13 protein-coding genes are annotated in these 13070 nt (G+C 57.0%); 11 read left to right on the plus strand and 2 right to left on the minus strand.

The features are described 5' to 3' along the window. Positions 1-20 precede the first annotated feature (20 nt). Both ACIQT8_RS15365 and ACIQT8_RS15370 read left to right on the plus strand, forming a co-directional pair. Complete coding sequence (locus ACIQT8_RS15365; protein ID WP_138794335.1) at positions 21-308, plus strand: DUF1330 domain-containing protein; 288 nt, start codon at positions 21-23, stop codon at positions 306-308. Between the two features lie 121 nt (positions 309-429). Then, positions 430-1410, plus strand: coding sequence for a complex I NDUFA9 subunit family protein (locus tag ACIQT8_RS15370; RefSeq protein WP_400966746.1), 981 nt, complete (start codon positions 430-432; stop codon positions 1408-1410). A 180-nt stretch (positions 1411-1590) separates the two neighbouring features. Here ACIQT8_RS15370 and ACIQT8_RS15375 read toward each other — a convergent pair whose 3' ends face one another. Together ACIQT8_RS15375 and ACIQT8_RS15380 are read right to left on the minus strand one after the other, a co-directional pair. Then, positions 1591-1920, minus strand: a complete 330-nt coding sequence (locus ACIQT8_RS15375; protein WP_400967208.1) for a hypothetical protein — start codon at positions 1918-1920, stop codon at positions 1591-1593. An 18-nt stretch (positions 1921-1938) separates the two neighbouring features. Next, positions 1939-2745, minus strand: coding sequence for an undecaprenyl-diphosphate phosphatase (locus tag ACIQT8_RS15380; RefSeq protein WP_138794332.1), 807 nt, complete (start codon positions 2743-2745; stop codon positions 1939-1941). Between the two features lie 157 nt (positions 2746-2902). Between ACIQT8_RS15380 and ACIQT8_RS15385 the strand changes: the two genes are divergently transcribed. The 9 genes from ACIQT8_RS15385 (at position 2903) to ACIQT8_RS15425 (ending at position 13061) form a co-directional block, all read left to right on the plus strand. After that, positions 2903-3595 (plus strand): glutathione S-transferase family protein, encoded by a 693-nt coding sequence (locus tag ACIQT8_RS15385; RefSeq protein ID WP_138794331.1) that lies wholly within the window; start codon positions 2903-2905, stop codon positions 3593-3595. 82 nt (positions 3596-3677) lie between these two features. Continuing rightward, positions 3678-4826 carry a tRNA epoxyqueuosine(34) reductase QueG gene (gene queG / locus ACIQT8_RS15390; protein ID WP_400967171.1) on the plus strand — a complete coding sequence of 383 codons (1149 nt, stop codon included), beginning with the start codon at positions 3678-3680 and terminating at the stop codon, positions 4824-4826. Between the two features lie 3 nt (positions 4827-4829). After that, entirely contained in the window at positions 4830-5702 is an 873-nt protein-coding gene (locus ACIQT8_RS15395; protein ID WP_400966751.1) for an SDR family oxidoreductase, read from the plus strand. A 425-nt stretch (positions 5703-6127) separates the two neighbouring features. After that, entirely contained in the window at positions 6128-6496 is a 369-nt protein-coding gene (locus tag ACIQT8_RS15400; protein WP_138794328.1) for a septal ring lytic transglycosylase RlpA family protein, read from the plus strand. 60 nt (positions 6497-6556) lie between these two features. Continuing rightward, on the plus strand, positions 6557-7846 hold the full coding sequence (locus ACIQT8_RS15405; protein ID WP_400966754.1) for an RsmB/NOP family class I SAM-dependent RNA methyltransferase: 1290 nt from the start codon (positions 6557-6559) through the stop codon (positions 7844-7846). Positions 7847-8001: 155 nt separating this feature from the next. Beyond that, on the plus strand, positions 8002-9279 hold the full coding sequence (locus ACIQT8_RS15410) for an imelysin family protein (RefSeq protein ID WP_138794326.1): 1278 nt from the start codon (positions 8002-8004) through the stop codon (positions 9277-9279). Between the two features lie 43 nt (positions 9280-9322). Continuing rightward, positions 9323-10846 (plus strand): di-heme oxidoredictase family protein, encoded by a 1524-nt coding sequence (locus ACIQT8_RS15415; RefSeq protein ID WP_400967173.1) that lies wholly within the window; start codon positions 9323-9325, stop codon positions 10844-10846. Next, positions 10846-11967, plus strand: coding sequence for an imelysin family protein (locus ACIQT8_RS15420; RefSeq protein WP_400966758.1), 1122 nt, complete (start codon positions 10846-10848; stop codon positions 11965-11967). The genes ACIQT8_RS15415 and ACIQT8_RS15420 overlap by 1 nt, the downstream gene beginning before the upstream one ends. Beyond that, the gene (locus ACIQT8_RS15425; protein WP_400966761.1) at positions 11967-13061 is read left to right on the plus strand and encodes a DUF1513 domain-containing protein; all 1095 of its coding nucleotides are present in this window, start codon (positions 11967-11969) and stop codon (positions 13059-13061) included. Before ACIQT8_RS15420 ends, ACIQT8_RS15425 begins: the two co-directional genes overlap by 1 nt. Positions 13062-13070: the final 9 nt, after the last annotated feature.

Genomic DNA, 13070 nt, shown 5'->3' on the forward strand with positions numbered 1-13070 from the left:
ATAAGAGGGAGGAGACAAACATGGCCAAGGGATACTGGATCGCGCGCGTGGATGTCCGCGACGCTGAGCGGTACAAGGATTATGTATCGACGGCAAAGCCGGCATTCGAGCGCTTCGGAGCGAATTTCCTTGCTCGTGGTGGCTTTTCGACGGAACTGGAAGGCAAATCTCGCGCACGCAACGTCGTTATCGAGTTTCCTTCCGTGCAACACGCGGTCGATTGCTACAATTCGCCGGAATACCAGGCGGCTGCCAAAATCCGTCAGGAAATTGCCGACGCCGAATTTGTCGTTGTCGAAGGTATTTGACGACAATCAAACCGCTTGCCCAAAACAGCACAATTGCCTGCGACAACATGTCTTCACGAGCGCGCAGCTTTGAGCTAAGAGACAAAAAACGCTTTATCTACAGCCTCTGAGGAGCCTTCCCATGACCTTGGCCAACCTTCCACCTCTCGTCACCGTTTTTGGCGGTTCGGGTTTCGTCGGGCGGCATGTCGTGCGAATGCTGGCGAAGCGTGGCTACCGCATCCGTGTCGCGGTCCGCAGGCCGGATCTCGCGGGCTTCCTGCAGCCACTGGGCAATGTCGGTCAGATTTCTTTCGCACAGGCGAACCTGCGTTACCGTGACTCGGTTGTCAAAGCGATTGCGGACGCTGATCACGTCGTCAACTGCGTTGGCATTCTGGCCGAGAGTGGCCGCAACACCTTTGACGCCGTACAGGAATTCGGTGCCAAGACGATTGCCGAAGCCGCACGTGACGCCGGAGCAACCTTGACGCATATCTCTGCCATCGGTGCAGATGCCGGCTCCACGACGGGTTATGGTCGCACCAAGGGCCGCGCTGAGGCTGCTATCCTGTCCGTCCTGCCCAGTGCCGTGATCCTGCGTCCATCGATCGTGTTCGGGCCTGAAGACGACTTCTTCAACAAATTTGCCAAGATGGCCCGTTCGTTGCCATTCCTGCCGCTGATCGGCGGCGGCAAAACGAAATTCCAGCCTGTCTACGTCGAAGACGTCGCGGAAGCTGTCGCCCGCAGTGTCGACGGCAAGCTGAAGCCCGGCGCAACCTACGAACTCGGTGGCCAGGACGTCATGACGTTCCGCGACTGTCTTGAGGCCGTTCTTTCGGCGACGTATCGTGAGCGTCCGTTCGTGAACCTGCCCTTTGGCGTTGCCTCGCTGATCGGCAAGCTCGCCTCGCTCGTCCCGCTCATCGCACCGCCCTTGACGGCAGACCAAGTCACGATGCTGAAAAAGGACAATGTGGTCTCCGCAGACGCCGAAAAGAATGGCCTGACGCTGGAAGGCATCGGCATTACGCCCGTTCGCGTCGCTTCGGTTCTGCCATCCTACATGGTTCAGTACCGGCAGCACGGCCAGTTCTCCAATGCCGGCAAAGCCGCCTGAAGCATCGCTTCAGGCGCAACCATTCCTTCTCTGGCGCGTTTGACCCTCCAATTGGAAGGGATGAATTGTCGTGTTCAAAAAACAGCCTACCGAACGCAAAAAAAGCGATGAAAGCCGCCTGCAGCAAGGCAAGCGTGGCACAAGCGCAACTGTGGAAAATACTTCGCATTAACCCGGTATTCAGCAACCTGGTTTATTGATATTGGCCACAATCAAAGCATATTCCCGAACCCTCAACTTCACTGAACGCGGTGTGCTCCGCGCGAACAAATGTCTGAAAGGCAACAATAAAATGGGCAGATCTATCGCACTCTTTTTTGCGTGTGCGGCTTTGGTGGTTCTGGCGGGTTCTTTCATGGCGCCGGGTACGGTTGCAGCAGGTAAGAGCGGTTGTTCACCGGCATACGGCGTTGACCCTTGCGCAACGGCGTCGATCAAAACCAACTGATCGAATTCATGACGATTTGAAAAAAGCGCCGCCGGATATTCCGGGGCGCTTTTTTGATGCACGGATGGCAGGGTTGATGTTCAGCCGAACACCAGCAACGCAATAAGCCCGAGCGTGCCGATGGCAATCCGCCACCAGGCAAAGGGTGCAAAACCGCGGCGCGAGACAAAATCCAGCAGCGAACGCACGACAAACAGGCCCGATACGAAGGCTGCGATAAAACCGACGGCAATCAACGCGCCGTCATCAAACGTCAGTGCGTCCCTGTTCTTGTAAAGATCGAGCACAAAGGCGCCGAGCATCGTCGGCATGGCCAGGAAGAACGAAAACTCTGCGGCCGAACGTTTATCTGTTCCCATCAACAGCGAGCCCACAATGGTGGCGCCGGAACGCGACGTTCCCGGAATCATTGCAAGGCACTGGAAAAGTCCAATCTTGAAGGCAAGCGAGGGCGGATAGTCCATGACATCTGTATATTTCGGTTTGATGGGCATGCGATCGACAGCAAGAAGGATGATCCCACCGAGGATCAGCACAATGCAGATAAGCATCGGAGTTTCAAACAGCACCGACTTGATAAAATCATGCGCGATGGCGCCGATAACGGCTGCAGGCAGGAAAGCGAGCAGCACGGCCAACACAAACCGACGCGCCTTCTGACTTGTCGGCAGCGATAGAGCGATCGACACAAGCTTTTGAAAATACACCAGAAGAATGGCGAGGATTGCGCCGAGCTGGATCAGCACTGCAAAGGTATTGCCGGGTGACTTGAAGCCGAGAAAGTGACCGGCGAGCAGGACATGCGCCGTTGAGGAAACGGGAATGAACTCCGTCAGACCTTCGATTATCCCCAGTAGAAGCGCACTGATGATCGATTGGTCGCCCATGAGATCTCCTTGATTTTCAGGAAGAGATGAGGATTGAAAGAAATTGCGTTAAACTTGTTTTAAAGTGCCCGCGCTTTTATAGCGTCTTGATGAAGCGAAACTGAAAATGTCTTCGGCAAGCGCCGGACATGAACCTCAATCACAAATTCGAGTACCAATGCCAACTCTCTATCATTCTCCGATGTCGACCGCATCCCGGTTTGTTCGGCTGATCCTTGCGGAATACGGTTTCCAGACCGATCTCGTGGAGGAGCAACCATGGGAGAGACGTCGGGAGTTCCTGGCGCTCAATCCTGCCGGCACCCTGCCCGTCTATGTTGACGACAACATGCGTTCGCTCAGCGGCCCCTATGTGCTGGCCGAGTTTCTTGACGAAACGCATGGCGTGTTGAAGCGCGACAGGCGTCTTCTGGCGGAAGACCCGTTCCAGCGCGCCGAAATCCGTCGCCTGACAGAGTGGTTTTTGCAGAAGATGGAAAACGACGTAACCAGACCATTGGTGCGCGAGCGCGTCTACAAGCTGCAGATGACGGCCGCTCAAGGCGGTGGTCCTCCGGATTCCAAACTGCTGCGCACCGCCCGCAACAATATCCGCCAGCACATCAAATATCTGGAATGGCTGGCCGGCTCCCGGACCTGGCTTGCTGGTGATCGGCTGAGTTACGCGGACCTTGCAGCCGCATCGGCAGTGTCGGTTCTCGACTATCTCGGTGAAATCAACTGGCTCGAAGCACCGATCGCGAAAGAATGGTATCAGCGGGTAAAATCCCGCCCTTCTTTCCGTCAATTCCTGAGCGAACGCATTCCCCGGCTTGCTCCGTCCTCTCACTACGCCGATCTGGATTTCTGAGAGACAATCCTTTTCAGGCTCGATTGCTGCCGGTTAGCCACTATCTATAATCAGGGCACTACGGCCAGCAGGAGACACGACCATCGACGTTGCGAGCGAGAAGCAGCGGTTACGCGCACGCAAGCTGACGGACTTTGTCCGTCAGGAAGCGCTTTCGCTTGGCTTCGATTTGTGCCGCATAACCACCCCGGACAGCATACCGCTTGCGCCAGACAGGCTGCGCGCATTTCTCGAAAGCGGCTACCACGGCACCATGGCGTGGATGGAGGAAACAGAGGCACGTCGCGCGACACCGAAGACGTTGTGGAGCGATGTTCGCTCTATCGTGATGTTCGGACTGAACTACGGACCCGATGAAGATCCACGCCCCATTTTGCAAAAACCCGATAAAGCCGCCATTTCGGTTTATGCCCGCAACCGCGATTACCACGATGTGATCAAGGGGCGGCTGAAGGAAATTGCCACCCGCTTTGCCGCGCGCGCTGGTGAAGACGTCAAAGTCTTCGTGGATACAGCGCCGGTTATGGAAAAACCGTTGGCGGCGGCAGCCGGTCTCGGCTGGCAAGGAAAGCATACCAACCTCGTCAGCCGTACACATGGCTCCTGGCTCTTTCTGGGCAGCATGTTCACCACCGCAGAACTCTGTCCGGATGAACCGGAAAAGGACCATTGCGGTTCATGCCGGGCCTGTCTGGACGCCTGCCCGACCAACGCGTTTCCCGCCCCCTATCAACTCGACGCGCGGCGGTGCATCTCCTACCTCACGATCGAACACAAAGGTCCGATCCCGCACGAATTTCGTCCAATGATCGGCAACCGCATCTACGGGTGCGACGACTGTCTTGCCGCCTGTCCCTGGAACAAGTTCGCAGCCAGCGCCTCGGAAATGAAACTTCAGGCGCGCGACGACCTGAAAGAACCCTCCATCGCTTTTCTCCTGACGCTGGACGATCCGACCTTCCGAAGCTTTTTCAGTGGATCGCCTGTCAAACGTATCGGGCGGAACCGCTTCGTGCGCAATGTCCTGATTGCTGCGGGCAATTCCGGCGACAGGCAATTTATGCCTCAATGCAGACGGCTTGCAGAAGACCCGTCACCGGACGTTCGTGGCATGGCAATCTGGGCACTGTCGCAGCTTATGGACAGGGCCGAATTCCATGCTTACGCTGCAACACGCGCGTCGGAGACAGATCCGGACGTGATGAACGAATGGCAGCAGGCAGAGGCGTGAACCATGCAAGTCATGATTTTCGGTGCAGGATATTCAGGCAAAGCGATTGCAGCCTCTCTGGAGCCTGACTCCGAACGCATCTACGGTACAACGCGCAGTCCCGAGAAATTCGCGAGCCTTACGACGGCTGGAATGTGGCCACATCTCTTCGACGGTGAAACGCTCGGTGATGAAGTGCTGAAGGCGATGCGCACGACCACCCATCTTTTTCAGTCAATCGCGCCAAAGAACGACGACGACCCGTTGTTGCGGCTGACCGAAGGGGATCTAAGACGGTTTTTCCCTGAACTGAGATGGGTTGCGTATCTTTCAACTGTCGGCGTCTACGGCGACCACGACGGCGCCTGGGTCGATGAGGACAGCCCATGCCGACCCGTTTCAAGCCGGTCGGTGGAGAGATTGGCCGCAGAAAATGCCTGGTCGGCCGCAGCGCTCAAAGCCAACATACCTCTTGTCGTGCTGCGATTGTCGGGCATCTATGGGCCCAGCCGCAATGCTTTCGTCAATTTCGAAAAGGGTATTGCCCGGCGGCTGGTAAAAACCGGCCAGGTGTTCAACCGTATCCGTGTCGAGGACATCGGATCTGCCGGTGCTTTTTTGTTACGACGCAACGAGGATGGCATCTTCAACATCACTGATGACGAGCCGTCGCCGCCGCAGGATGTGGTGACCTATGCCGCCTCCCTGATGGGGAAAGAGCCACCGCCCGAACAAGCCTTCGAGACCGCTGAACTGACGCCGATGGCGCGTTCCTTCTACGGTGAGAACAAGCGCGTTTCGAATGGAAAACTTAGTGCGCTTGGCTTCGATTTCGAGTTTCCCAACTACCGGATGTCGCTCGAGCAACTCTGGCAAGACGGCGTTTGGCGGGGCTGAAATCGCGACCTTGAAAGCGATGAAAAATCCTTCCAAAGCCATTTTTCGGGATAGATTTCGTCGCATTTCTGCCTATTATGATTTTATTAACTAGGCGCGATTCGCTAAAATCGTAGCTATTAGAAAAATATTTCACTCACATTTCGTGAACTCGATTCACAAATTCGAGAGTAGCAACGCTATTCCGCTTTGGCGTTGATTCCGCGTTACTTTTTCCAGTTTTGCGCAAAACTTCATCCGCATGGGTTCTCCAAATGCGATCACGAATGTTACAAGCCGTAACAGTTCGTGATTGGAATTCAGCTTTTTTTCGCCATTTTTTCCTCGCCCTACAATCACGCATTCAAACGCGTTCAAGCCGCTCAATGGCTTTCAAGCAAGGGCAAATTCAATCGGCGCGGGGCCGAGTATCAGGGAAGCACAGTTTGTTGAACATCCGCCGTATAACTTTCACCGCTGCAACTATTGCCGTCTGTTCCATCATCGCGCCTCTTCAGGCGTCTGCGGCAAACGGTTGCGGGGGCGCATCGTGGTATGCGTTGAGCTCCAAGACTGCTTCGGGCGAGCGTATGAACGCTGCTCATCTTACCGCGGCACATCGTTCGCTGCGGTTCGGCACCAAGGTCAAAGTCACGAATGCCCGTAACGGTAAAGCCGTTGTCGTCCGCATCAATGATCGCGGACCGTTCATCAAGGGTCGTGTTCTCGACCTGTCCAAGGCAGCCGCCAATCATATCGGCATGATCAGCTCCGGTACGGCCAAGGTTTGCTACGAGATCGTTTCCGCCAAATGAGCCTTGCCCTCGCCGCCATTCGCGTCTACCAACCGGGCAACCAGCAAAAAGAGGTAGACAATGCGTTTAGGCGGACGTTTGGCCGGAGCCATCGAGGTATTGGCGGATATCGAGGGACGTAGACGCCCCGTGGCCGATGCCCTGAAGGATTGGGGCCTCGCGCATCGTTTTGCCGGGTCAGGCGACAGGGCCGCCATTGGCAATATCGTCTACGATGCCCTGCGCATGAAACTCTCCCACGCATGGCTGATGGAAGACGACAGCGCCAATGCGCTCGGTTATGCGGTCATGCTGCGACAATGGGGCAAATCCCTCGAACAGCTTGCAGCGGAATTCGATGGCGACAAGTTCGCACCCGCCGCCCTGTCCGACGACGCCATCAAGGCTTTCACCACGCGCGCGCTTACCGACGCCCCATTGCACATTCAGGGTGACATACCTGAATGGGTGCAGGCCTCTTTCGAGGCCGCTTTCGGGGAAAGATGGCTGGAGGAAGCAAAGGCGCTCAACGAACGCCCGACGCTCGACCTGCGCGCCAACACCTTGAAGGCAACACGCGAGAAGGTTTTGAAGGCGCTGGAGGAAAGCGGCGCCGAAGCAACACGGATCGCCCGCCAGGGTGTACGCATCGCTGCAGGCGAGGGCCCTTCCCGACTGCCAAATGTCACTGCGGAACTTTCCTTTCAAAAAGGCTGGTTCGAGGTTCAGGACGAAGGCTCTCAGATCGTGGCCGATCTGGCTGGCGCTCAAGAAAGCGAGCAGGTTCTTGATTATTGTGCAGGCGGTGGCGGCAAGACGCTGGCCATGGCCGCCAGCATGAACAACAAGGGACAGGTGCATGCCTTCGATGCCGACCGCAAACGTCTGGCACCGATCATCGAACGTCTGAAGCGCGCCGGCACACGCAATGTGCAGGTGCACGACCGTGCGTCCGGCCTTGCTCCGTTCACTGAAAAGTTCGATCGTGTTCTGGTCGATGCGCCCTGCACCGGCACCGGAACCTGGCGCAGACGACCCGACACGAAATGGCGGTTGACGCAGCGCAATCTCGAAGAACGCGTTGGCCAGCAGGCGGAAGCCCTGGATCAGGCAAAGGTGTTCGTACGGCCCGGTGGCGAGTTGCTTTATGTTACCTGTTCGGTCCTGCCAGAAGAAAACGAGCGTCAGGTCCGCCGCTTCTGCGATGAGAACCCGGAGTTTTCCATGGGCTCTGCTGTGGCGCGCTGGACCAGTGTTTTCGGTGCTCAGGCGAGAAAGCCACATTCCGCCGACAACGAGACTGTGACGTTGACGCCTGCAACCACAGATACTGACGGGTTTTTCTTTAGCGTGATGAAACGCAAACAATAAAACGGTCTTTGCACGCACAGATTTTACTGGGCAAAACTTGCAGAAGCTTGTTTCCAAAGGTTCTAAACTAGAATGTTTGACACAAGTTTGTGATTGGTTCAGAACTCGCTTCCCGTAGCGTGATGCAATGTCACGTCTGCTGAAGGAGAGGGATCATGATCCGCAAAACCATACTTGGCGCATCTGCTGCGCTTTTGGCAGCATCCGCAGCGTTCACCGCGCTTCCAGCACGAGCGGCAACCGATGCCGCCGCCGTCGTGAAACATTACGCCGATGTCGCGCACGCGAAATACGAAGATTCACTCATCACGGCCAAGGCACTGGACAAGGCAATCGATGCCCTGATCGCCAGCCCGAGCGATGAAACTCTGAAGGCGGCACGTACGGCATGGATCAAGGCGCGCGTGCCTTACCAGCAATCCGAGGTTTATCGCTTCGGCAACCCGATCGTTGACGAATGGGAAGGCAAGGTCAACGCCTGGCCGCTGGATGAAGGTCTCATCGACTACGTCGACGGCTCCTACGGCACCGAAAGCGATGAAAACGAACTTTACGTCGCAAACATCATAGCCAACAAGACGATCAAGATCGGCGGCGAAGAGGTTGACGCGACCAAGATCACGCCGGAACTGATTGAAAGCCTGAGCGAAGCGGGCGATGTGGAAGCCAATGTGACGACCGGTTACCACGCCATCGAATTCCTGCTGTGGGGCCAGGATCTGAATGGCACCGGACCGGGTGCGGGCAACCGTCCCTATACCGATTACGACAAGGCCAAATGCACCAATGGCAATTGCGATCGCCGTGCCGAATACCTGAAATCCGCCTCCACGCTGCTGGTCAAGGATCTGCAGGACATGGTGGACGCGTGGGCGCCTGAGGGTGAGGCCACCAAGACGATCGAAGCTGATCCCAAGGCTGGCCTGACTGCCATTCTGACGGGTATGGGTTCGCTGTCCTACGGTGAACTCGCGGGCGAGCGCATGAAACTCGGCCTTCTGCTGCACGATCCGGAAGAAGAGCACGATTGCTTCTCCGACAACACATACAACTCGCATCTTTACGATGCTGTCGGGATCGCGTCGGCCTATACGGGCGAATACACCCGCGCTGATGGTACCAAGATGACCGGCGCCTCCCTTTCCGAACTGGTTGGCGCGAAGGACAAGGCGCTTAACGACGAAATGACGTCGAAGCTCAACAAGACACTCGACGCCATGCATGCCATGGAAAAGCGCGCCCAGACCGTTGAAGCCTACGATCAGATGATCGGCGAAGGCAACAAGGAGGGCAACGCTGTTGTCCAGGCCGCCATCGACGGCCTTCTTGACCAGACGAAAACAATCGAGCGGGTGATCGCCGCACTTGATCTCGGCAAGATCGAACTCGAAGGCTCCGACAGCCTCGACAATCCGAATACCGTCTTCAAGTAAGATATGAGGGGTCGTGGTCTTCCACGGCCCCTTCTGCCTTCTCATGTTTTTTGTGCTGCCGCCGATCCGCAAGCCACTTATTTTTGCCGGGGTCGCATGCCTTGCGGCATCGGTGACGCTTGCCTCGCCTCTGCGCGACGATTTAACGGAAAAAGATCGGCAGCGCGTTCTGGCTGTCACAGAGCCAGCCGCAGATTTTTCAAAACCCGAAGCCTTCGAAGCCATGCCAGCCGGGGCTGCGACGAGTAAGTCTAAACCCGGAACCGGTGCCTTTTCTCACCCTTCCGCCAACATGTCCTCCGAGAAGGTACAGGATTTCAGGCTCGGGAACGCGCTCTTCCAGAAGCTCTGGGTCTCCTCCCCTTCGTCGACACAAGCGTCTGATGGCCTGGGACCGCTTTTCAATGCACGCTCCTGCCAGACGTGTCACGTCAAGGACGGCAGAGGTCGCCCCCCGCTTGCTGGTGAGGATGCCGTATCGATGTTCCTGCGGCTGGCACGTCCGGCCCGCAACGAGGCAGAACGACAGGCCATCGCCAACCACGAGATCCTGAATTTTCCCGATGCGATCTATGGCGCACAGCTACAAAACCTTGCCATTCCAGGTCTGAAAACCGAAGGCAAGCTGGTCGTCAGCTATACGGAGCAGCCCGTCCTTCTCGGCGACGGCGAGACCGTTACGCTGCGCAAGCCTCTCTATAGCGTAGCAGAGCCACAATATGGTCCTCTTGGAGAAGACACGACACTGTCGGCGCGTATCGCCATGCCGACGCTTGGTCTCGGACTGATCGAAGCAATTTCTGAGGCGGATATCATCGCCCTTGCCGATCCGAACGACGCCAACAGCGACGGCATTTCTGGCAAGGCAGCGTGGGTACGGGATCACCGAAGCGGCGAGGTCAAACTTGGTCGTTTCGGCTGGAAGGCGCAAAATGCCAGTGTCCGCGACCAGAGTTCGAGTGCTTTTTCACACGACATCGGCATCTCCACGCCGGATGCCGAGAACGCCTATGGCGATTGCACCGAGGCACAGACAGACTGTCTCGCCATGCCGACCGGCGTGCAGCAGCGGCTCGGCTCTTCGGAAGCGCCCGATCCGGTGCTTGATCTTGTGACTTTTTATACCGAAAATCTTGCCGTGCCGCAGCGCCGCAATGTTGGCGACCCGACCGTATTGCGTGGAAAGGCAATGTTTTACGCAGCCGGCTGCACTGCCTGTCACACGCCGAAATTCGTCACCCGGCGGAATGCCAGGAATGATCTTCATTCCTTCCAGCTCATCTGGCCCTACTCCGACTTTCTGTTGCATGACATGGGCGAGGGCCTCGCCGATGGTCAGCAGGTCGGCGACGCAAACGGCAGGGAGTGGCGAACCCAGCCGCTTTGGGGTATCGGCCTGACGCAGGTTGTCAACGGAAACGGCTTTTACCTCCACGACGGGCGCGCGCGCAGCCTGATGGAAGCGATCCTATGGCATGGCGGCGAGGCCGAAAAAGCCCGCAATGCCTTTGCCACCTTGCCAAAATCCGACCGGCAGGCTTTGCTGGCCTTTCTGGAGTCCCTTTGATGAACACCAAAATGCGAAAACTGCCCGGCCTTCTTTCTCTGTTGATGGTGCTGATCGCCCTGCCCGCCAAGGCGCAGGACGTGGAATTGATGCCGCCGCCGCCGCTCAACCCCGCCCAGGTTCGAGGCGTGCTGGAAAAGGCCGTGAACGGCTTCATCCGCCCCGGTTATGAGCGCTTCCAGGCCTCGGCCGAAACGTTGCAAAGCAAGATGATGGCTTTCTGCGCGGCACCTTCGCCTGAGACTGAGGTGGCAGCAAAAGACGCTTTTGTGGATACGGTGCAAAAATGGTCCACCATCGAGATCGTGCGTATTGGTCCGGTCATCGAGCAGAACCGTTTTGAGCGGGTGCTCTACTACCCAGATAAAAAGGGACTTGGGCTGAAACAGGTGCAAGGCTACCTCGCCAGCAAGGACGAAAGTGTCACGACCGCAAATGGCCTGAAGGGTAAAAGCGTTGCGGCACAGGGACTGGGAGCACTGGAATTCGTACTTTACGGTACCAATGCCGACGAGCTCCAGGGGAAAGCCGGCGATTTTCGTTGCCGCTACGGCACAGCGATTGCCGGCAACATCGCCAATGTCGCCAAGGAACTCACCGGCCTTTGGAATGCGCCCGATGGCGCCGCTCAACACTGGACGCAACCCGGACCTGATAATCCCGTGTTCCGTGACGAACGAGAGGCTTTGGTCGCCCTGCTCGGCATTCTCGTGCACGGTTCCGAGGCCATTCGCGACCAGCGAATTGAAACTTTTTATAAGGGGCCGGACAAGGCGGACTTCCCACGGACGGCAATTTACCGCCGTTCAGGCCTTACCTGGAAAAGCATCTCCACCAATATCGCCGCCGTTCAGGGTCTGCTTCATACGGCTGACATGACCGATCTCCTGCCGCCAGACCAACGTTCTATCGTCAGTTCCATCGATTTCCTCGCCAAGTCGATGATCCGCGTTGCCGGCGGAATCGAGCCCGATATCGAAAAGGCACTCGACAACAAGGAGCAGCGCGCCAAGGTGGATTACCTGCTGTTGAACGGCAAGGATCTGATCTACCGCCTCAACGACCAGTATGGTGGTGCAATCGGTCTGAGTTCCGGTTTCTCCTTTGCAGACGGGGACTGATGATGCCAGGCGGTGTTCGCACGCTGATCGACCGGCGAAACTTCATGAAAGCGGCGGGTCTGCCGTTTCTGGCGACCCTTGCTCCCCGTTCGCTTTTCGCCCTCGAGCGGACCGATGCAGTCTTCGCCTCGGCCTTTCGTGGCGCCGATGGTGGCTATGGTATTGCAACCGTCAGCGAAGCAGGACAGATCATCGACCGGGTCACGTTACCGGCACGAGCGCATGGAATGGCGGTCAGCCGGGTATCGGGCACCGTGGTGGCTTTTGCCCGGCGGCCGGGCACCTTCTTCATGGCTCTTGATCCGGTCGGTGGCCGAGAACCCACTGTGGTGCACACCCCGGAGAACCGTCATTTCTACGGCCACGGACAATTCTCGCCTGACGGGACGATCCTCTATGCAAGCGAAAACGACTTCGATGGCAATCGCGGCGTCATCGGGCTTTACGACGCACGTGACAGCTTCCGTCGTATTGGCGAATATGACGCACACGGTATCGGCACCCACGACATGACAGTGAGCGACGATGGCACGATGATCGTCATCGCGAACGGCGGCATCGAAACCCATCCCGACTTTGGCCGCACCAAGCTCAATGTCGATCGCATGGAACCATCGCTGGTGTTGCTGGATGCTGCCACCGGACACCTCGTTCAAAAACACACCATGCCACAAAAGCTGCAACAGCTTTCCACCCGCCATGTCGATCTGGATGGCGACGGGCGCATCTGGTTTGCCTGCCAATATGAGGGACCGCGCAATGACCTGCCACCTCTGGTCGGGTATTTTTCGAAAGGCGAAGACGTCACCTTCATGGATCTCCCCGAAGAGACGACGTTGCGTCTGGCGAACTATGTCGGTGCGATTGCCGTCAACAGGAAAGCCGGCATTGTCGGGCTGACCTCTCCCAATGGCAATTCGGCTGTAGAACTCGATGCAAAAACCGGTCAGGTCATTTCCGAAACGACAGTTCGGGACGCTGCGGGCGTGGCACCTTCAGCAAAAAGCGTTACCGTATCGTCTTATGACGGGCTTTTCGAAACAACCCGCAGCAATGTTGCATGGGACCAGCATATCGTACGTATATCCCGCTAAAATGCTGAA

Origin of the sequence: Agrobacterium sp. NPDC090273 (assembly GCF_044772305.1) — a bacterium.
Taxonomy (GTDB): Bacteria; Pseudomonadota; Alphaproteobacteria; order Rhizobiales; family Rhizobiaceae; genus Agrobacterium.